18 protein-coding genes, 4 pseudogenes and 1 other annotated feature are annotated in these 20,133 nt (G+C 59.5%); of the genes and pseudogenes, 13 read left to right on the forward strand and 9 right to left on the reverse strand.

Features of this window, described 5'->3' with window-relative positions:
* The first annotated feature begins 28 nt into the window (after nucleotides 1–28).
* Together ACXZ66_RS04125 and ACXZ66_RS04130 are read left to right on the forward strand one after the other, a co-directional pair.
* The gene (locus ACXZ66_RS04125; protein ID WP_458750652.1) at nucleotides 29–466 is read left to right on the forward strand and encodes a hypothetical protein; all 438 of its coding nucleotides are present in this window, start codon (nucleotides 29–31) and stop codon (nucleotides 464–466) included.
* Nucleotides 467–592: 126 nt separating this feature from the next.
* Complete coding sequence (locus tag ACXZ66_RS04130; protein ID WP_458750653.1) at nucleotides 593–3,460, forward strand: DNA methyltransferase; 2,868 nt, start codon at nucleotides 593–595, stop codon at nucleotides 3,458–3,460.
* Between the two features lie 54 nt (nucleotides 3,461–3,514).
* Here the strand turns inward: ACXZ66_RS04130 and ACXZ66_RS04135 are convergent, their stop codons facing one another.
* Entirely contained in the window at nucleotides 3,515–3,820 is a 306-nt protein-coding gene (locus ACXZ66_RS04135) for a hypothetical protein (protein WP_458750654.1), read from the reverse strand.
* On the reverse strand, nucleotides 3,817–4,392 hold the full coding sequence (locus ACXZ66_RS04140) for a recombinase family protein (protein ID WP_458750655.1): 576 nt from the start codon (nucleotides 4,390–4,392) through the stop codon (nucleotides 3,817–3,819). Before ACXZ66_RS04140 ends, ACXZ66_RS04135 begins: the two co-directional genes overlap by 4 nt.
* Before the next feature lie 210 nt (nucleotides 4,393–4,602).
* Between ACXZ66_RS04140 and ACXZ66_RS04145 the strand changes: the two genes are divergently transcribed.
* Nucleotides 4,603–4,782 (forward strand): hypothetical protein, encoded by a 180-nt coding sequence (locus ACXZ66_RS04145; RefSeq protein ID WP_458750656.1) that lies wholly within the window; start codon nucleotides 4,603–4,605, stop codon nucleotides 4,780–4,782.
* A gap of 10 nt (nucleotides 4,783–4,792) precedes the next feature.
* Here ACXZ66_RS04145 and ACXZ66_RS04150 read toward each other — a convergent pair whose 3' ends face one another.
* The gene (locus ACXZ66_RS04150) at nucleotides 4,793–5,173 is read right to left on the reverse strand and encodes a type IIL restriction-modification enzyme MmeI (RefSeq protein WP_458751265.1); all 381 of its coding nucleotides are present in this window, start codon (nucleotides 5,171–5,173) and stop codon (nucleotides 4,793–4,795) included.
* A gap of 64 nt (nucleotides 5,174–5,237) precedes the next feature.
* Between ACXZ66_RS04150 and ACXZ66_RS04155 the strand changes: the two genes are divergently transcribed.
* From ACXZ66_RS04155 to ACXZ66_RS04195, 9 genes and pseudogenes are all read left to right on the forward strand, one after another.
* Nucleotides 5,238–5,948, forward strand: coding sequence for an IS6 family transposase (locus ACXZ66_RS04155; protein ID WP_458750657.1), 711 nt, complete (start codon nucleotides 5,238–5,240; stop codon nucleotides 5,946–5,948).
* A 437-nt stretch (nucleotides 5,949–6,385) separates the two neighbouring features.
* Nucleotides 6,386–7,516: a calcium/sodium antiporter gene (locus ACXZ66_RS04160; RefSeq protein ID WP_458750658.1), complete on the forward strand. Its 1,131-nt coding sequence runs from the start codon at nucleotides 6,386–6,388 to the stop codon at nucleotides 7,514–7,516.
* Nucleotides 7,517–8,046: 530 nt separating this feature from the next.
* Nucleotides 8,047–8,604: pseudogene (locus ACXZ66_RS04165) on the forward strand (IS256 family transposase); the annotation flags it as partial.
* Nucleotides 8,605–8,661: 57 nt separating this feature from the next.
* On the forward strand, nucleotides 8,662–9,129 hold the full coding sequence (locus ACXZ66_RS04170) for a hypothetical protein (RefSeq protein WP_018296664.1): 468 nt from the start codon (nucleotides 8,662–8,664) through the stop codon (nucleotides 9,127–9,129).
* A 250-nt stretch (nucleotides 9,130–9,379) separates the two neighbouring features.
* Nucleotides 9,380–10,402: a type IV toxin-antitoxin system AbiEi family antitoxin domain-containing protein gene (locus tag ACXZ66_RS04175; RefSeq protein WP_458750659.1), complete on the forward strand. Its 1,023-nt coding sequence runs from the start codon at nucleotides 9,380–9,382 to the stop codon at nucleotides 10,400–10,402.
* A 133-nt stretch (nucleotides 10,403–10,535) separates the two neighbouring features.
* Nucleotides 10,536–10,829 (forward strand): nucleotidyl transferase AbiEii/AbiGii toxin family protein, encoded by a 294-nt coding sequence (locus ACXZ66_RS04180; protein WP_458751267.1) that lies wholly within the window; start codon nucleotides 10,536–10,538, stop codon nucleotides 10,827–10,829.
* 13 nt (nucleotides 10,830–10,842) lie between these two features.
* Nucleotides 10,843–11,553: an IS6 family transposase gene (locus ACXZ66_RS04185; RefSeq protein WP_458750660.1), complete on the forward strand. Its 711-nt coding sequence runs from the start codon at nucleotides 10,843–10,845 to the stop codon at nucleotides 11,551–11,553.
* 440 nt (nucleotides 11,554–11,993) lie between these two features.
* Nucleotides 11,994–12,548 (forward strand): hypothetical protein, encoded by a 555-nt coding sequence (locus ACXZ66_RS04190; protein WP_458750661.1) that lies wholly within the window; start codon nucleotides 11,994–11,996, stop codon nucleotides 12,546–12,548.
* A gap of 72 nt (nucleotides 12,549–12,620) precedes the next feature.
* A pseudogene (locus ACXZ66_RS04195) lies at nucleotides 12,621–12,740 on the forward strand (IS6 family transposase); the annotation flags it as partial.
* Nucleotides 12,741–12,846: 106 nt separating this feature from the next.
* On the opposite strand, the gene ACXZ66_RS04200 reads toward ACXZ66_RS04195, so the two are convergent.
* Nucleotides 12,847–13,275, reverse strand: coding sequence for an Hsp20/alpha crystallin family protein (locus tag ACXZ66_RS04200; protein WP_271033789.1), 429 nt, complete (start codon nucleotides 13,273–13,275; stop codon nucleotides 12,847–12,849).
* A gap of 102 nt (nucleotides 13,276–13,377) precedes the next feature.
* A protein-coding gene (locus ACXZ66_RS04205) for an IS3 family transposase (RefSeq protein WP_458750662.1) occupies nucleotides 13,378–14,642 on the reverse strand; the annotation gives its coding sequence in 2 pieces (ribosomal slippage) (nucleotides 13,378–14,351 and nucleotides 14,351–14,642; 1,266 coding nt in all).
* Nucleotides 14,221–14,352, reverse strand: a sequence feature (AL1L pseudoknot). Its footprint overlaps the gene before it by 132 nt.
* A 62-nt stretch (nucleotides 14,643–14,704) precedes the next feature.
* On the opposite strand from ACXZ66_RS04205, the gene ACXZ66_RS04210 reads away from it, so the two are divergent.
* Entirely contained in the window at nucleotides 14,705–15,097 is a 393-nt protein-coding gene (locus ACXZ66_RS04210) for an integrase core domain-containing protein (protein ID WP_458750663.1), read from the forward strand.
* 19 nt (nucleotides 15,098–15,116) lie between these two features.
* Here the strand turns inward: ACXZ66_RS04210 and ACXZ66_RS04215 are convergent, their stop codons facing one another.
* From ACXZ66_RS04215 to paaZ, 4 genes and pseudogenes are all read right to left on the reverse strand, one after another.
* A complete protein-coding gene (locus tag ACXZ66_RS04215; protein ID WP_458750664.1) occupies nucleotides 15,117–15,572 on the reverse strand; it encodes a hypothetical protein in 456 nt (151 codons plus the stop codon).
* A complete protein-coding gene (locus ACXZ66_RS04220; protein WP_458750665.1) occupies nucleotides 15,508–16,191 on the reverse strand; it encodes a hypothetical protein in 684 nt (227 codons plus the stop codon). Before ACXZ66_RS04220 ends, ACXZ66_RS04215 begins: the two co-directional genes overlap by 65 nt.
* Before the next feature lie 27 nt (nucleotides 16,192–16,218).
* A pseudogene (locus ACXZ66_RS04225) lies at nucleotides 16,219–17,918 on the reverse strand (FAD-binding dehydrogenase).
* A 66-nt stretch (nucleotides 17,919–17,984) separates the two neighbouring features.
* Nucleotides 17,985–20,064, reverse strand: a pseudogene (gene paaZ, locus ACXZ66_RS04230) (phenylacetic acid degradation bifunctional protein PaaZ).
* Between the last annotated feature and the right edge of the window lie 69 nt (nucleotides 20,065–20,133).

Consider the following 20,133-nt stretch of genomic DNA (forward strand, 5'->3'; position numbering starts at 1 on the left):
CTAGGCCTGAGGCATTTAGGTTTGGGGTATGGCAAAAAGAACAACGAAACGTCAACAAGCACGAGAACTAGCAATGATTGCGCTTGCAGAACGACTGGCAAATCAGGAAAAAGTCAAAGCCGCCACCCAGCGCGCGTTCCTCGCACAAACCGAGCTCGAAGCGGTACGTGCCCGATTCGCGGCCGCTCTCCAAGAGCTCGACCAGCTCGGCGAAGCACACACCTGGCTGCGCGAGTCCTTCGGCCTCACCGCCTCCGAACTTCGCCAGCTGCTCGCCCTCGACACTGACAGCATCCACGACGAGGACGACGACGAAGATCAGCTCGACGGCGACGAGGACACTACCACCTCCGACACCAACGAGAACGCGGAAGGGGAGGGCAACCGAGACGACCAGGAGCACGGCGGCGAAAATTCCCACGCCTCCGACAACGACGAGCGACGCGACAAGCACGACAAGAACTAGGAAGGCACAACTTCCCCCTGAACCACCGCCCCCCGTCGCCGCCTCGCACACCAGCGAGGCGGCCACCTTTTATTCAACCGCCGCTAACTAGCCGATCAGACACCCGCGTACCGGTATGGTAAGAACATGATTTCCTCGACCCCCATCCGCCTCGACCGCTACGAAATCAAGCACAATCTCGACGGCTTCCGCGTCCACTGGCGACAACGACTCGACACCTGGAAAGCCAACAACGAGGGGGCCATCGAGAAGAAATACGCTCAATCATTCTGGGCCGACTTCCTCGCCTGCTTCGGCATCTCCGCGACACGAATGGATCTATTCGAGCAAGACGCTCGTCGCGGCTCCACGGGCAACACCGGCTACATCGACCTGTTCTGGCCCTCCGTCGTCATTGGCGAAGCCAAGTCCCCCGGCGTAAACCTCGACCATGCCGTCGCCCAAGCACGCGACTACCTCCAAGGCGGCTCCGTCTCCGACACCGAGCAACCCCGGTACATCCTCGCCAGCGACTTCGAAAACTTCCGCCTGCTCCGCCTCGGCTCCCCAGACCAACGATTCGACGTAACCTTCACACTCGACGAAGTCTCCGACAACGTTGACCTCTTGCGGTTCCTCGCCGGTTACGACGACTCCATGAGCCGCGAGGAAGAAGAAGCCGCATCGCTTAAAGCCTCCAAAGTCATGGCCAACCTTTTCACCGCAATGGCAGGCGACGACGTAGACGGCGGCGTGGCCGATCAAGCCCCCATCAACCCCGAGGACGAGGACGAAGAAGTCCAACGTGCGTCCGTATTCCTCACCCGTTTGCTGTTCCTCTTGTTCGGCGACGATGCGGGCCTGTGGGAGCAAGACTTGTTCTATCGGTTCATCCTCGACCACACCACAAGCGAAAACCTCGGCAGCCAGATCGACGCGCTGTTCGACGTTCTCAACACCCCCGAGAACAAACGCAAGCGCGTTCCCGACTCGATGGCCGCGTTCCCATACGTCAACGGCTCACTGTTCGACAGGGCAGGCGAGACACGCACGACAACATTCTTTAGCCCCGAGATGCGCCACGCCCTAATAGATGCGTGCCGCTTCCGGTGGACTGACATTTCCCCGGCGATCTTCGGTAGCCTTTTCCAGCTCGTGAAGTCGAAAGAGGCACGACGAGGAGACGGCGAACACTACACCTCCGAGACCAACATCATGAAAACCCTCGGCCCGCTGTTCCTGGACGAACTGCGCGCCGAAGCAGCCCAGCTGATTGCAAAGACAACCGGCAGCAAGAAGAAACAGCTCGACGATCTCAAGCGATTCCGCGACGATCTGTCTCACCACGTTTTCCTCGATCCCGCCTGTGGTAGTGGAAACTTCCTCATCGTCGCCTACCGTGAACTTCGACGCATCGAAACAGACGTGATTGTCGCGATCCGCGAGCGTGAGGAAAACATAAACTGGGCACTCGACATTAGCTGGGAACAGAAGCTATCCATCGGCCAGTTCTACGGCTTCGAGCTCAACTGGTGGCCAGCCAAGATCGCTGAGACTGCGATGTTCCTCGTTGACCACCAGGCCAACCGAGAGCTCGCCGACCGCGTCGGCATGGCCCCCGAACGTCTGCCGATCTCGGTCACCGCCCACATTCACCACGGCAACGCCCTGGAGCTCGACTGGAGCGAGATCCTGCCACAGACCAACGGCATGACCTACGTCTTCGGCAACCCACCATTCATCGGCCAGTACACCAAGACCGCCGCGCAAAAGGACGATATGCGCCGCGTCTGGGGGAAAGACTATGACGGCTACCTCGACTACGTGACCGGCTGGCACGCGCAAGCAATGCGCCTACTAGCCGAGCGCAGGGGAGAGTTCGCCTACGTGACCACAAACTCGATCACGCAAGGCCAACCAGTACCGGCATTGTTCGGCCCTTTGACCCGAGAGAACTGGCGCATCAAGTTTGCCCACCGCACGTTCTCCTGGGACTCCGAAGCACCAGGAAAAGCCGCCGTTCACTGCGTCATTGTCGGCTTCACCCGAGACCGTGGCATCAAGCAACGACTCTGGGACTACCCAGACGTAAAGGGCGAGTCGGTCGAACTCCCCGTAACCCAAGGAATCAACCCGTATCTGATCGACGGGCCAAACGTCCTTGTCGCTAAGATGATGCACCCGCTTAGTCCTGTAATCACGGAAGCGACAAGAGGCAGCCAACCAACTGATGGTGGCAACCTCATTGTTGAGGAAAATGACTATGACGAGGTTGCAGCGGACCCGATTGCGGCGAAGTATCTTCGTCCTTTCCGCATGGGCAGGGAACTTGTGCGGGGTCTCGACCGCTGGTGCTTGTGGATGGCGGACGATGATTTCAACCCAGCCGATATTGGCAAGTCGCCGGTTCTGAAACGACGCATTGAAGCAACGCAGAGGATGCGTTTGGGAAGTACGAAAAAGGCGACGCAAGAATCGGCGGCTACACCGTACCTTTTTCAAGAAAATCGCCAGCCGTCATGCGCGTATGTAGGGATTCCGGCCGTCGTCTCGGAAACTAGGCGTTACTACACGGTCGCGCGCCTGTCCTCGAATGTCATCGCGGGCAACAAGCTCTACACGGCAATTGATCCTGACGGACTCCTGTTCGGGCTGATCTCCTCGTCAATGTTCATCACCTGGCAGCGCGCGGTCGGCGGCCGCCTCAAGTCAGACTTGAACTTCGCAAACACGTTGACCTGGAACACCTTCCCCGTACCCGAACTCGACGATGCAACACGTCAACGAATCATTGAGGCAGGGCAGAAGGTCTTGGCTGCACGCGACCTGCACCCCGAGCGCTCCCTGGCAGAGCACTATAACCCGTTGGCCATGGATCCTGCGTTGATTAGGGCGCACGATGCCCTGGACAAGGAAGTAGACAAGGCGATGGGTGCTCCTCGCAAGCTCACCACCGAACGGCAACGGCAAGAACTGCTGTTCGAGAACTACGCTCGAATGACTCGAAACACATAAGAAAATGGGGCAGGAACACTTTCGTTCCTGCCCCATCTCGGGTCTTGAAGTGGCCTAGTATCCCTCGGGCTCGGGCGCGGGGGTGTTCGCGATGGAGAACATGTGATCAAGCACATCGCTGGGCGAGTCCACAAGCTGCGGCGTGACCTGTGGGGCCTGCATGTCCTTTTCGAATTGGTTAGCGGTGCCAGCGAGCACACCACCGAGCGCAGCCACGACAGTTAGCGAAATTGCGAGTCCACCAATCGGCAAAATGCTTAAGATCGGGCCAGCGATGATGCCGCTCTCGCGCACCTTGGTAATGAGGATGGCCGCTGCACCCAGCCAGAAGATGTATCCCAGGATGTTCAGGAAGGTCATGTGTTCGCCTCTTTCTGTAGTTCGCGGTAGATGGTGCTGCGGCTAACGCCGAATGCTTTGGCTAATTCTGTTGGTCGAGCGCCGGCCTTTGCTTGCTTCCGGATCTCGTCGGCCTGGTCTCGGGTCAGTGCCCGTTGTCGGCCTTTGTATCTCCCGGCTTTCTTTGCCAGGGCGATGCCCTCGGCCTGGCGCTCGCGGATGATGGCCCGCTCGAACTCCGCAAAGGAGCCCAACACTCCCAACAGCAGCGTAGACCGTGGGTCCGACACGCCTGGGGCAAAAGTCAGTCCCTCGCTCAAGAATTCGACTGCCGCGCCCTTGCCGGTGATCTCGTCGATCAACCCACGAAGATCCACCAGCGAACGCGCGAGTCGGTCAATCGAAGCGACTTTGAGAGTGTCCCCGTCGCGCAGGTATGCGATGCAGGCCTCAAGTCCAGGGCGCGTTGCTCGACTGCGGGCTGAGAGCTCGTCGACGAACTCGCGCTCGACCGGCCCGATGGTCTCGCGCTGGCGGGCGAGATTCTGCTCAGCTGACGACACTCGAATGTACGAAACTGTTTGTCCGGCCACCCTGCCTCCATTCTGTGTCACTAGGTCATTGGCTTTAATGAGAAGTGTATCAAAAATGGAGGCTGGGACCCTGTGGAACAGTTGTTTTGGTGTCGCGTGTGGTGTCTCATTAGGGCATACCGTAGGCGGACGTGCGGTTGCAGCCTGCCAAACTGAAATAAAAGGAAGCTACAGGCGCGAGGTATCGCAGCCTGGTGCATTGATGACTCGTTGAGTTCCGGTGAGCGGGCCCAGGCTGAGCTTGTTGAAAGTTTGTCGCAGTGGTGGGACCGACTTGATGGTGCCCAGCAGCGTGCCTTTGTGGATGCTCTTGATGAGTCCACCGAGGAAACGGAAGCGACCGAAGAAGCAGGACTCAAAATGTTAGGCGTAAACAACGATACCGTTTGAGGAGATACCGCTAAGCTTTCCTAGAGGGTGCGGTTAAGCGTGAATAGTTAGCGAATAAGACTTCCTGGCGTTGGCGTTCGGTGGTGAGTTTGCGTGGTGCCCCCATGGCCTTATCGACCTCGCGATCAAGTGCGCCGTGTGCCTTGATCAGTTCTGGTGCCATTGCCAACGGGTTGTAGTGTTCCGCCAGGGAGAACTCGGGGTGCAGCGCGCGTGCGGCGAGGACTTTCTTACCCGCATCAATGATGCGCTGGCGAGTCTCATCGTCTAGCTCGGGAACCGGGAAGGTATTCCATGTCAAGGTATTCGCAAAGTTTAAATCTGACTTTAAGCGCCCCCCGACTGTGCGTTGCCAGGTAATGAACATGGAAGAAGAAATAAGGCCAAACATTAATCCGTCCGGTGCTGTTGCAAAGTTCGGGCGACAGGAAGACCTGCGTGAAATAATCAGAGCCATGGGCATCTTCTCCGGTCGGCATTTCCCCCGTGACATCATCCTGTGGGCGGTGCGGTGGTACTGCCGCTACGGGGTGAGCTACCGCGATCTCGAAGAAATGATGACCGAGCGGGGTGTGCCAGTCGATCACACCACGATCTACCGCTGGGTGCAGAAATACGCCCCTGAGCTGGATAAGCAGACGCGCTGGTACCGGCAGGTACCCGACTGGCAGGCCAGTTCCTGGCGGGTGGATGAGACCTACATCCGGGTCGGCGGGAAGTGGTGCTATCTCTACCGGGCTATTACCGCCGGTGGGCAGACCCTGGACTTTTATCTCTCCCCGAAGCGCAATGTCGCCGCAGCGAAGCGTTTCCTGGCCAAGACCCTGAGGTCGAACACGATAACCGGGTCCCCGCGGGTGATCAACACCGATAAAGCACCCTCCCTGGCCAGGGCAATCGCCGAGTTGAAGTCAGAGGGAATCTGCCCGCCAACAGTGGAACACCGGCAGGTGAAATACCTCAATAACGTCATTGAAGGAGATCATGGGCGGCTGAAACGGATCCTCGGACCGAAGGGGGCGTTCAAAAACCGGACCTCGGCGTACCGGACGTTGAAAGGGATGGAAGCGATGCATTCATTACGGAAAGGCCAGGGGACGATGTTTGCTTACGGGCAACCGAATCCGGATGCGGTGATCGTCAGCCGGGTGTTCGAGGCTGCCTGAGAACGCCGACCCGCAGCGAGCATCAGAGGATGAAGACTGGGTCGTCACGGCTCTCCGCCTGAAGTTTGCAACAGCACCTATCAGACCGTCCCATTGACATCAGGCCCTTCGCCCTGGGGGAAGACCCGTCGGAAAGTTATTTGCCGCCTCCTGGGCGGGAAACCGGGTAGCAACCGCCGCATCCTCTGCGCACTGGTGGGTTGCGTCCAGGTAAACGGTGGAATTGTTGGAACTGCGGATGTTTGTTCGACTGCCTGGTCGCGGGTGGGTGACTATGACGGGGATATTCCTGCCTCGCTGTCTGATCCAGCGCGGCATCGCTTTCCAAAGCATGTAGAATGCACTCTCCTATGGCACGCTCAGTTCAATAATTAGAGGCGTCTTCCGCCGCCCTTCCCACACTCCGAGGATGCCGTGATCTCGGTACACTCTGGGGCATGGGATTATTGGATGTGGGACGCATCATTGTCGGACTGCTGCTGTTGGTTGTAGGCGGGGAACTCCTGGTGCGAGGTGCGTCAGCGCTGGCCCGCCGGGTGGGAATCTCCTCACTGGTGGTCGGTTTGACCGTCGTGTCAGCAGCTACATCCGCGCCGGAACTGGCGATTACCATCGGGGCGGTTTGGCAGGATGAGCCCGGATTGGCTGTGGGAAATGTGGTCGGTAGCAATATCGTCAACATCCTGTTTATTCTCGGACTCTCCGCCCTGATCCTCCCCCTGGTCGTCACACGCGGACTGGTACGGTTCGATGTTCCCGTAATGGTCGCTCTATCGGCCGGGTTGCTCGTGATGGCCCTCGATGGGGTAATCAGCGCGGTCGATGGTGCGATCCTGTTCAGCGTGGTCGTTGCACACACGGTGTGGACGATTGTTGCCAGCCGTCGCCGCGCACGGCCCCCGGTCGATTCCACGGAGACCACCGCCGCCTCCGATACCGGGGACGGAGACGAAAAAACACCTGCCACATCCACTCTCAAATCCCTCCTGCTCATAGTGGTCGGAATCGCGCTGCTGGTGGGTGGGGCCACCCTCCTGGTCGATGGGGCGGTCAACATTGCCACCGGATTGGGCATCAGTAGTCTCGTGGTCGGGCTGACCGTCGTTGCCATCGGTACCTCCTTGCCTGAACTGGTGACCTCCATTACCGCGGTACGCCGTGGTGAACGGGACATCGCGGTGGGAAATATCGTGGGCAGCAACATCTTCAACATCGGACTGGTGCTCGGACTGCCCGCCCTGATTTCCCTCGACGGCATCCCGGTGTCCAGCGCCGCCATCGCCTTCGATATCCCGGTCATGCTGGCCGCGGCAGCAGCCCTGCTGCCCGTTGTCTTCACCGGATTTGTGGTGGCCCGGTGGGAGGGGGCAGTTTTTCTCGGGCTGTATGTCGCCTACACGGGCTATCTCGTCCTTGCAGCTACCGAACACGATGCCCTGGAGGGGTTCACCACCGTGATGGCGGGGTTCATCCTCCCACTGGTTGTGGTCACCCTGATCGCCTTCACCTCCTATGAGATCGGGCTACGTAAGGGGAGAACAGACCCTGCACGTACAGACCCGTCTTGATCCCAGCTTTCCGGATCTGAGGGGGACGGCCTCAACTTCCCTGTGTTTAAAACGACCGATTTAGGCACAGTCCACAGATGTCATCGGCAGGTGTGAACCCCACCTCTCAAGGAAGCTCGAGTGAAGACCATCCTTTCGGAGGGGGAATGTGTCACAAGTTCTCCCACAGCATTTTCGTGACTCAGGCCTTAGGATTGCCCCCTGATGTTCTCTACCACGTTGTGGGATTGATTGTGGTGAGGGTACCCATAGTCGTCATCTGTGATCTGAGCGCCCATTGAAAGGGTTGTGACTACATGCCCGAAAGGGGGATGGGGAGGGGGATCGCTCGGAAGGATTGACGTCTTGCCGGAGAGGAATCACCTTCGGCCGTTAGGATCGCTCGACTGTCTTCGTTTTTGTCGGCGGCGATAGCTTGGATCTACTGAGCCTGCCCGAACCTCTTTACGACTTGTCCGGTTTCTCAATCTCCATCGCTTGCAACCGCCAACTGAAGTTGTGGAAAAACCGCCAATCGGCGTTGCGAGTTACAGGCTGTGGAAGCCACCTGGCCGGATTCGATGGTCCAGACCTGTGTCGTCCACCTGATCAGGGCAGCAAACCGGTGGGTGGCCTATGGAGATCGTAAGGCGGTGTCCGCCGGGTTGAAGAAGATCTACACCGCCCCCACCGAGCAGACCGCTCTGGCGGCGTTGACGGAGTTCGAGGCCTCCGAGCTGGGGGAAAAGTATCCGCAGTCAGTCAAGGTGTGGCGCGATGCGTGGGACCGGTTCATCCCGTTTCTGGAGTTCCCACCGATGGCCAGGAAGGTGATCTACACCACGAACTCGATTGAGTCGATGAACAACGAGCTGCGTAAAGCCACCCGGAATCGGGTGCAGTTCACCAACGATGAGTCTGCGATCAAAACCTTGTGGTTGATGATCTGCAACATTGAGGACAAACGGGCCGCCAAGCGCGCTAAGCAGGGCAAATGGGTCGCGGCGACCAGCGGCCGGCTGATCGAGGGCAGGCGGGTGACGAACTGGAAGCAGGCCATCAACCAGATGTCTGTGGCTTACCCTGACCGCTTCGAGCCCTACCTCTAATAATCACGCCCCACACACAAACAACTTGACACGCTCCCCCACCGGCTTGCATGCACAGTGAGCCACCGGGAAGGCCGGGGCCAACACCCCAACCCTGGAAAGGACAGGGAGCATGCCATTCAAGTTCCCCGAGACCCTGCCAAGCTCCGCGCCGAAGCACTCGCCACCTTCAACGACGCGTACAACGAGAGCAAACCCCCGACCGCGGAGGAACTGCAGTACCTGACCTACCTCACCGACGGCACTGAGAACATCGACGCCACCGTCGCTGAGCTGGACGCCGCAGACCAGCGGACCGCCGCCACCGAGCTCGCGAAGAACCTCAACAAGAAACCCGAGGAACCCGCCGACGACCCGGAGGACCCCGAAGACGAGCCGACCGACAACAGGCGGATTCAACTGGTCATCGCAACACCTCGCATGCGTTCCAGGACGACTGCGCACAGCTGGGGATCCGGCAGTCGATGGGAGCGATCGACAGCAGTGCTGACAACGCGTTGGCGGAGTCGTTCGACGCAGCGTTGAAGCGCGAGGTCCTCCAGGGCCTCGATGATTGAGTCCCGGGGTTTAAGCAGTGTTGCGAAAGTCCGGTGCGTGACACCGGACTTTCGCAACACGACCTATTGGCGGCGCAGCAGGAGGAAACCAAAGAAGATACATTAACTACACCTTGACTGTAGGAAAAGTAGATCAATCAATCAGTGCAAGTTAGCTTTACTACGCCTAGAACGCAGTAAACGTAGATTTTAGTAAATTTCCCTGCTATGTTTGCTACATGCGTGCTTCTGAGGCCACACCCATTCTGGATGCTTTCGGGTACCTCCAGCATGGCCTGATCACCTCTGCGCAGGCCAGCGACTCAGGTATTGACTCCACCACCATGACCAGGTTGTGCCAGCGTGATGTCATCCGCAGGATCCGCCGGGGGGTCTACATCCTGGCTGGGGTGGCTGAAGACTCTCTGACGGAGATTCGGGCAGCCTGGCTGTCTACCTCGCCGCGCACCATCGCGGAGGAACGCCTGAAAGAAGACCCCCCTATCGTCGTCTCGCATGTTTCAGCCGCCAGCGTCCTGGAGCTGGGCGATATCACGCCGGCCACCCATATGTTTTCTTCACCGGTGCGAAAACAGTCCTCGGCTGCTGATATCCGCCACCGTGTGACACCCCTGCCTGCCGAGGACATCACCGTCGTGGAAGGGCTGCCGGTTACTACGCCCTTACGGACGATCGCGGATCTGGCGAAAGATCGTCTCGATGGCGACCAGCTTCACCATGTCATCGCCAATGCGATCCGTGACCACCGCCTCAAGGCCTCGCTTGTCTCCAAGAGGCTTGATCCCCATGCCGAGCACTACGGCTACACCACGGGTCAGGACCTGGTCGCGCAATCACTGCTGCGGTTTCCCGAAGACAGCAGCGCCACCGAAGCTCTGGGACTCTCCGTCCTTGCCCAGGCCCTGCAAGGGAACCTGGATGGTTCAGTATCGGGTTTTCTGGCGGAGTTCCAGAAAACCCGTGGGTATGCCAACATTCTTCAGTCGTTGGCCTCCATTAACGAGAAGCTCCCATCCCCGTGGATGGAAGCGACGAGGTTCTCCTCTGGCGAGCTGGCTCAAGCGCTGGGGAGCCTCTCGGCACTGGGGCAGTTCACTCCCAGCTCTGCGCTTGACCAGGCCCGAGCACTAGGACTTGGTCGCCCTCCCATCCCGAACCTCGATCACAAGATTAACGTCGACGAGGACGGCAGTGAAGACACTAAGACGCGCAACGAAGAGGAAGGCGAGTCCGATGACTAAACCCTCACCGGCAATACTTCTGGTCCGTAAGCGCACCCAGCTTCTGGCGAAACTCAGGAACGAAGCACAACGCCAGGCAGTGACGCCAGAGAATATCCAACACCAGTTCGCCTTCGACATCTTCCTCACGAGGATGTTTTCCCATGCCGACTCGCCCTGGGTCCTCAAGGGCGGAACCAGCCTGCTGCTTCGCATCGGTTCCGGGCGACGCAGTAGAGACATCGATCTGGCACGCACGCAACATCTGCGACCTGCTGACGCTTTGATCGAGCTCGATCGGCTGGTCAACACACCAGGCCCGACCGACCCTGATTTCAGCTTCATTCTGCAAGAACCCGCCCGAGACAACCAGGACCCGGCAGATCCCACCCGCGGATCATTCAAGGGGTGCTGTTGCAAAGTTCGGGCGACAGGAAGACCTGCGTGAAATAATCACAGCCATGGGCATCTTCTCCGGTCGTCATTTCCCCCGTGAAATCATCCTGTGGGCGGTCCGGTGGTACTGCCGCTACGGGCTCAGCTACCGCGATCTGGAAGAAATGATGACCGAACGCGGCGTACCGGTCGATCACAGCACCATCTACCGCTGGGTCCAGAAATATGCCCCTGAGCTGGATAAGCAGACGCGCTGGTACCGGCAGGTACCCGACTGGCAGGCCAGTTCCTGGCGGGTGGATGAGACCTACATCCGGGTCGGCGGGAAGTGGTGCTATCTCTACCGGGCTATTACCGCCGGTGGGCAGACCCTGGACTTTTATCTCTCCCCGAAGCGCAATGTCGCGGCGGCCAAGCGTTTCCTGGCCAAGACCCTGAGGTCGAATACGACAGCCGGGTCCCCGCGGGTCATCAACACCGACAAGGCACCAGCTCTGGCCAGGGCAATATCCGAGCTGAAGGCGGAGGGAATCTGCCCTCAGACGGTGGAGCACCGGCAGGTGAAATACCTGAACAACGTTATCGAGGGAGATCATGGCCGACTTAAAAGAATCCTGGGGCCGAAGGGAGCGTTCAAAAACCGAATTTCCGCCTACCGGACGTTGAAAGGGATGGAAGCGATGCATTCATTACGGAAAGGCCAGGGGACGATGTTTGCTTACGGGCAACCGAACCCGGACGCGGTGATCGTCAGCCGGATATTCGAGACAGCTTAAGCACCCCGGAGCAAGGACAACTAATGTCTTGAGGTTGGGCTTTTCGACCCTGGCCCAACTTTGCAACAGCACCCAGAATATGCGGATGAAAGCGTACGAGTAATTCAGGAACGCATAACCAAACTTGATGACCGAGTTATCGCATCCCTTGTGAGGGAGGGACGACTGGAGGTCTTTGCAGATCCTGGTTTTCAGCGTTCCTACACGAAGGCACAATCGGGCGCCGCTGTATCGGATAAAGACAGTGATTATGATCTGTTGGCGGGATTGCTAGTTGATCGCGTCAAGCGAGGGCTTCCCGCAATATTAAGGCAGGAATTGAGCGCTCGATCGAGATAGTTGATCAAATCGATGATGAAGCTCTTCGTGGTCTTACTGTAATTCAGGCTATTCAGCAGTATCGCCCTCTTGGCCCACGTTTGGATGATGGCCTAGATACGATGGAGGATCTCTTCGTAGACTTGCTCGATGGCCCGCTGCCAGAAGGCGCAGAATGGCTAGACCATTTAGACATATTGGATGCGTTACGTATCAACCAAGTCTCTGGACTTAAGTCTTTTCGGGACTATTACCCCACAATAATGCCTGGCTATCTCGCATCGGGAGCGCCCATAGGTAGTCCTCAACTACCATTCATAATCTGTGACAGGCCACAATTCGGACCAGCTCTGCTGGTGCAGCATGAATTACGACCCGGATACTGGCGCTTCGCTGTAGCCGATACCGATACGCTCAAGCACACATTACCTAATTCCGAAAACATTCATTCAGAACTAATTGAGCAAGCAGAAGATCGCTTAGGCTTCGGAGCGATCGATCCCGAGCTTGTCGATTTGTTCCTAGAGAGACTACGACTACGACCCACCCTTGCAAAAATTGAAACCTGGTGGGACCAGATCCCACATGCCATGCAAATCACAGGGGTTGGTAGGGTGCTGGCTCGTTCCAATGCACTTCGCCTAGATGTGAGGAAAGTCTTGCCGCCGATCGATTGACGAGAGAGCGATCAGAGCGGTGCTGTTGCAAAGTTGGGGCAGTAGGAAGAGCGACGTGAAATAATCACAGCCATGGGTATCTTCTCCGGTCGTCATTTCCCCCGTGACATCATTCTGTGGGCAGTGCGGTGGTACTGCCGCTACGGGGTGAGCTACCGCGATCTGGAGGAAATGATGACCGAGCGGGGCGTGGGGCCTGCCAGGGCACGGGTCTTGTGTCCTACAAAAGACAGGACACGGGCGGGTGGGGCTGGTCAGCAGCCACCCGCCCGGTTAGGTCAGCGCCGCTTATGCGGGGTTAGGCGCTGATTTCCTTCTGGTCTGGGCTGGAAGAAATCTCGATCTTGCGGGGCTTAGCCTTCTCCGCTACCGGGATCCGGACCGTGAGTACACCGTTGGTGTACTGCGCCTGCGCGGCATCCGGGTCGAGATTATCGCTGAGCATGACCTGGCGACGGAACTTACCGGTGGCACGTTCCTCCGCGATGACCTCCACATCCTCCCGGGTGCGGGACTGGCGCTCAGCAGTGACTGTTAAGACGTTGCGCTCGATATCGAGATCAATGCTGTCGGAGTCAACGCCGGGGATGTCGAATTCGAGGACGAAGGTCTCGTCGTCCTTCCAGGCGTCCATCGTCAAGGCCACCGGTCGGGCAAGGGTTCCGCGCAGCAGTTCCTGCGAGAGGCGATCAAGCTCGCGGAACGGGTCAATACGCATCATGGGCATAGTCTGCTACCTCCTAAAGTTGAGTCTAGGTGGATCAACCTTGCAATCGCGATTATAACCACTGAATCGGCCTGAGTTTTTCGGAGACTACGGGTAAAAGCCTTACTGGGCTTTTCGGGTGGTGTTGAATTCCTCGTAGTCCTGCTCGTATTCGATCGGGGGAACGTCACCGATCGACGAGTGCAGACGCTGGTGATTATACCAGTAGACCCAGGAGGCCGTTTCCGTTTCGACCTCCTGGGCATCCCGCCATGTCCGTGCGGGGTCGAAGTCGATGAGCTCGGTTTTGTAGAGCCCGTTCGTCGACTCCATCATCGCGTTATCCAAGGCGTCACCGGCCGAGCCGATCGAGCCCTGGAGCCCGGCGTCTGTCAGCGCGTCGGTGAACGCCAGCGAGGTGTACTGGGCTCCCGCGTCCGAGTGGTGGACGATGCCGGTGGAGGTGAAGTCCATGCGGGTGCGCCGGCGGGAAAACAGGGCGTGTTCCAGGGCCATGAGCACCATCCGGGTGTCCATGACCGTGGTGACCACCCAGCCGAGGATCATCCGCGAATAGGCGTCGACGATGAAGGCGACGTAACAAAAGCCCTGGCGGGTCCACACGTAGGTGAAGTCCGCGATCCACCACTGATCCGGGTGCGACGGATACGTCCATCTGCGGTTGATCCGGTCCGGGTGCCGGCGGTGAGCGGGGTTGGCCACCGTCGTTTTCTTACGGTGCATCCCGCGTGAGACACCGCGGATGCCGGTGATCTTCATCAGCCGTTCGACCTGGTCACGACCGATGCTCATGCCGTCGCGGACAGCGGCCTTCCAGAGTTTACGGCGGCCGTAGACCTTGCGGTTGGCCTCCCATAGCCGGTAGATGCGGTGAGCGGCATAGGCCTGATCCAACTCGGCGTCCGAAGGGCCGAACTCGCGGGCCTGGTGGGCGTAAAAGGTGCTTGGGGCAATCGCGATGCCATGGGCGGTGAGTGTTTCGCAGATTGGCTCGCCCCCGAAGCGGTGGCGGTAGGTGCGGATGAAGTCCACGATTACCGAAGTTTGCGGTCGAGCTCCGCCTGGGCGAAAAAAGCCGACGCCGTCTTCAAGATCTCATTGGCCCGACGCAGCTTGGCCACTTCCTTGGCCTGCTCGTCGTAAGCGGCCTGGAGTTGCTCGTAGGACAGGGAACCGGGCTCCGGGGCCTGCGACTGCTGCTCGTGCCTGCGGATCCAGTTGCGCAGCGTCGATTCCTTCACGCCGAGCAACTCGCCGATCTCCCGGCGGGCGCCGGCCTTGGAGATGTCGCCTTCCTCGAGGCGCTCGAAGTACATGCGCACCGCGCGGTCCTGCGTAGCTGCGTCGTACTGACTGGGTCGTGCCATGATGCTGATCGTCCTCCTAGGGTAAAACCTAGTCTCCGATCACTTCAGGCCGCCTCAAAGCTTTGCCGCTGCAAGCTCTCAACCAGGCGATCGTGTGTGCTGAGGAAACAACAGGTCTCATTCATCATTCGGATCACGGGTCGCAGTATGTCAGCGTTGTCTACAACGAGCGACTTACCCAGCACGGCATTACAGCTTCCACCGGAAGTGTTGGTGACTCCTATGATAATGCTCTGGCTGCAAACGTTAACGGCTCCTACAAGAACGAGCTAATCCATACCCGCAGGTGGAATGACGTTGTAGAGGTAGAAATCGCGACGTTCGAGTGGGTGTCATGGTGGAACGAGGTAAGGCTCCACCAAAGCCTGGGATACCGAACCCCAGCCGAGGTGGAAACCGAATTTTGGAAGCAGAACTTGCCACAGGCAATAATGGAAATCAAGGCAAATGCCTAGGAACAAAACCCGGGGCACTTCACAAATGGACTAGTTCAAAGGAGAGCTGAGGAATGCCCTCCGGTTCGGCGTAGGCATAGGGAATGTTGTTCAGGATTTCCTGCGTGGCCCAGAGCGGATCACTCATGGCCTTGCGGCCATATTTGGTGAGCTTGATCTGTGTCGTTGTGGTCTTGAGCCAATCCAGGTCCGTGAGAAATCCGCGTAAGTTCAGCAACGGCTGGTGATAGTCTTCTCGTTTAACATCATCAAAATCATTGGGGCTGTTGAGGATCTCTTTGAGGCGCGAGACAGCCGCCTGCTTGAGGTAGCCGGCACCGGTAAGGCGCGGAAATTCTTCGATGACCTGGAGGTATTCGCGCACGCGTTGGCCTACGTGGGCGGCGATGGCGTCGTCAAGCGCCGGCAGCTCATAGTCGGGCCGCAGCTCCGGGTAGGCCTCGTGGATGTCGGCGCGCCACTGGAATGTCCTCAAAAGGCGTGGAGCGGAAGGGATCAAGCGGGAGATCACCAGGCAACGCCGGCTTAGTTCCGCCCTCCAGGTTCGCAGCCCCCGTGCCCATGGTGGCTAGGCGCTGTGCCACTGCTGGCGGGAAGAACGTGGTGAGGCGCTGATGGATTTGGTCCAGGGTGTAGTTGGGAAAGAGAGCGAAGATGCGCTCCATGCTTTCGGTAGGAACAGCCATGTAGGCCATGGTGGCCTGGACGTCGAGGACCACCTTGAACATTGCCTCGGCACTGCCCAGCTCACTCATGAGATCGGGGCCCTCACCGGCAATGAGAGCAGGAAGCCCCATGACGACGCGCGAGCTATCGGCTACGCTGATGCTGATATTCCACGCGCCATCCGAGGGGTGGTAGTGTGCAACCTCCCGGAATGTTTCGAAAAAGTCCTGGTCAATGATGGTGAGGACGTCGATCGGCGTGCCTTCCTCGCCCACGAGGATGCCCGGATGGGAGGGCTCAAGGCCGAGCGCGGCGTGGACGATGATCATCATTTCGCCCACGGTGAGTTCCGCGGGGGCGGCGACGAAGCGGGCCGTGGTGAAGAAGGGATTCTCCACGTCGATACGGACGTTCCTAGCGAGGTTCATAGTGCCCGACAGTATTAGAAAACCGTGCTATTCGCGCGCCAAAGCTTCGCCCACGCGCTTGCCAGAGTGGATGCAGCCGCCAAGGAAGGTGCCTTCTAGCGCATTCTTTCCGTGCATGCCGCCGCCGCCGAAACCGGAGGCCTCGCCGCAGGCATAGAGGCCGGGAAGGACTGTGCCATTGGGGTTGAGGCACTGGCCATCCAGGTTGGTCTCCAGGCCGCCGAGTGTCTCGCGGGTGAGGAACTTCAGGCGCACCGCGATAAGCGGGCCTTTGGATTCATCGAGGATGCGGTGCGGGGGAGCCACGCGGATGAGCTTGTCGCCGAGAAAGCCGCGGGCCACGCGAATGTAGTTGACTTGGGCGTCCTTGCTAAAGGGGTTATCCAGCTGCGAATCCCGATCCTCTAGGACATTCCTAAGGTGGGCCACATCTATGGTGGGGGAACCCTCTGGTGACAATTCGTTCATGCCGGCAACCAGATCCTCCAGGTTGTCTTCCACGACCCAGTCGATTCCGCTCTCCATGAAAGCTTTGACTGCCACGTGAGTGCCGGGGCCTAGCTTGCAGGCGAGCTTCTTGAACTCCTTGTCCGTCAGGTCCGGGTTCTGCTCTGAGCCGGAGAAGATGAACTCCTTGTCCACGATCTCCTTGTTGAGTACAAACCAGGAATAGCCGTACCCGGTCTGGCCGATGTGCGTCAGCGCCGCCAGGTTATCGGTGCCGGGGAAGAGGTTGGTGGGCAGGCGGTTGCCTTCCGCGTCAAGCCATAGCGCGGATGGCCCCGGGATGATGCGTATGCCGTGGCCGGGCCAGATCGGGTTCCAGTTGGTCATGCCCTCGGTATATGCCCACATGCGGTCAGTGTTGACCACGGGGGCGCCAGCCTGCTGGGCGATGTCTATGCCGCGGCCGTCGACATGCGCGGGAACACTCGTGATCAGTTCTTTCGGGCATTCGCCCCAGCGCTCAGTCGGCCACATGCGGCGCACCTTCTCCAGGTTGCCGCCGATACCACCGGTGGCGATGACCACGGCGGAGCCGCGCAGCTCGAAGTGCTTGACGACGTCCCGCGACTCGCCTCGCCGCGCGGCTGGCTGGTGGGGGAGAGGACGCTGCCTCGAACCCCGACGACGCGTGGGCTGCCAGCACCGTCCTTCTCGACGATGAGCTCGTCCACACGGTGGCGGAAATGGAATTCTACCTGGCCGTTTTTCTCGGCCTCCAAGAGTGGTTCGCGGAAGACACGCACGTCCTCCGGTCCCGTGCCCCAGGTCAGGTGGAAGCGCGGGACGGAATTGCCGTGGCCGGATGCTTCCCCGGAACCGCGCTCGGCCCAGCCGATGGTAGGCAGGACGTTGAGGCCCAAGGACTTGAGGTAGTCCCGCTTTTCGGTGGAGGCAAAGCGCACGTATTCGCGGCCCCATTTCTCTCCCCAGAAATCATGCCGGTCATCCTCCGTCACTGGGGCATAGTCGGCGGAGTTGGCCCAGTCGCGCCAGGCCAATTCCTCGGAATCCTTGACCCGCATCATCTTTTGTTCGGGGGAATCGACGTAGAACAAACCGCCAAGAGACCAGAAGGCCTGGCCCCCGAGGTTATTGCGGTTTTCCTGTTCTAAGAAGATAACGTGTTTGCCGCCCTTGAGGGCCTCGTAGCCGGCGACCAGGCCGGCCAGACCGCTACCGACGATGATGATGGAGTTCTCAGCCGAAGTGGTTTCTTTCATGACAGTAATGATAAAAGAAACGTGCTCCGATTGTGTGACGTGGCTCGCATATCATCGTCATCATCTTTATGCCGAGGCTGTGTCCTCGGCGTAGGTGGTGTTCACCTTCTCCACGAGGGTGAGGACATCGTAGGTCGCCACAAATTCATCGTCTTGGTTGTAGAGCACGGCGTCCCAGCAAACCTCGCCGTAATCATCGGTGACGCGCGGCGTGATGCGCCTGGCTGTCAGCTCCACGCGGATGGAATCGTCGTAGGTCACCGGCGTGATGAAGCGCAGGTTCTCCAGGCCGTAGTTGGCCAGAACGGGGCCCGGTGCAGGCTCCACGAAGAGGCCCGCCGCCCAGGAGACCAGCAGGTAGCCGTGCGCTACGCGGCGCGGGAAGAAGGGATTGGCCGTGGCGGCTTCCTCGTTGGTGTGGGCGTAGAAGGTATCGCCGGTCTTCTCCGCGAACTCGAGGATCTCCTCGAGGGAGACGTGGCGCAGGTCGGAGGCAAAACTGGTCACCAATCTGCAGCGTGGCCAGATCCTTGCGGAAGGGGTGGATGCCGCTGCCGTTGTCCACGTCGGCGCGGGTGACGCGCTGGACGGCCGCACCACGGTGCCACTGGCCCGTGATGGCGGTGAGATGATCTGGAGTGCCCTGAATGGCGGTGCGCTGCATGTAGCGCAAGATGCCGCGCACACCACCCAGCTCTTCGCCGCCGCCGGCGCGACCCGGTCCGCCGTGGACTAAGTGCGGCAGGGGAGAGCCGTGACCAGTGGAGGTCTTGGCGTCATCGCGGTCGAGGAAGTGCAGGCGGCCGTGGTGGGCGGCGATGCCCAGAGCGTAGTCGCGGGCGAGCTGCGGATCGTGGGTGATGACGGAGGCGACAAGAGAACCCGAGCCCAGAGTGGCGAGTTCGACGGCCCCGGCAGGGGAGTCGTAGCCCAAGAAGGAGACGACGGGTCCGAAGGCCTCGGTGTCGTGTACGGCCGGAGCGCGGTTATCTGCAAAGCGCAGGATGGTGGGGTTGAAGAAGGCGCCCTCGAGCTTTTCGCCGCCGTAGACTACCTCGCCGCCGCCGGCCTTGAGCTTCTCGACGGCTTCTGCGACGTCTTCCTTCTGTTCCGCGGAGACCAGCGGGCCCATGGTTGCGTTGGCATCGCGCGGGTCTCCCACGACGACCTTCTCGCGCAGGCGGGTGCTGAGGGCGTCAATGGTGGCGTCGACAAGCGCATGCGGAACGATGGCACGACGGATAGCGGTACACTTCTGCCCCGCCTTCGAGGTCATCTCGCCGAATACGGCCTTGACGAAGTCCTCGAACTCCGGGGAGTCCGCCGTGACGTCGGTGCCCAGGATGGCGGCATTGAGGGAGTCTGCCTCCGCGCTGAACTGGATGCCGCCTTCGATGACATTGCGGTGCGCGCGCAGGGTAGTGGCGGTATCGGCAGAGCCGGTGAAGGCCACATGGTCGCGGTAGTCCAGGTGATCCAGCAAGTCACGGGCGGAACCGGAGATGAGCTATAGGCTGCCTTCCGGCAAGATTCCGGAATCAATCATGAGACGCACGCAGGCCGCGGTGATGTAGCCGGTCGGCGTGGCGGGCTTAACAATGGAGGGGACGCCCGCGATGAAGGCCGGGGCGAGCTTCTCCAACATGCCCCAGACGGGGAAGTTAAAGGCGTTGATCTGCACTGCGATGCCGGGGATGGAGGTGTAGATGTGGCGGCCGATGAAGGAACCGTCCTTGGAGAAGACCTCCGCCTCACCATCCGGCATCACGGTGGAATTGGGCATCTCGCGGCGGCTCTTCGAGGAGAAGGTGAACATGGTGGAAATGTCGCCATCGACGTCAACAAAGTTGTCGCGCTCGGTGGCGCCGGCTTTGTTGGCCAGTTCGTAGAGCTCCTCGCGGTGATCCTGTAGGTAGATCGCCAACTCCTTGAGCTTGAGAGCGCGCTCGTAGAAAGTGAGTTTCTGCAGCTCATCGCGCCCAGTGCTGCGGGCGTAGTCGATGGCGCCGGCAATGTCGAGGCCTTCGGCGCTCACGCGGGCGACGATATCTCCGGTGGAAGCGTCGCGCACGTCGGTCACGCGCGAGGGGTTGTCCGGGGTGAGCCACTGGCCGGAGAGGTAGCTGGGGACGAGGGCTTCAGTCATGGCTTGAAGATTGGCCTTTCCATTAGTTTCCGAACGGTTGGTCAGTAAATACAGGCTAGTATAGTCTGC

This window comes from Corynebacterium sp. S7 (assembly GCF_054401105.1).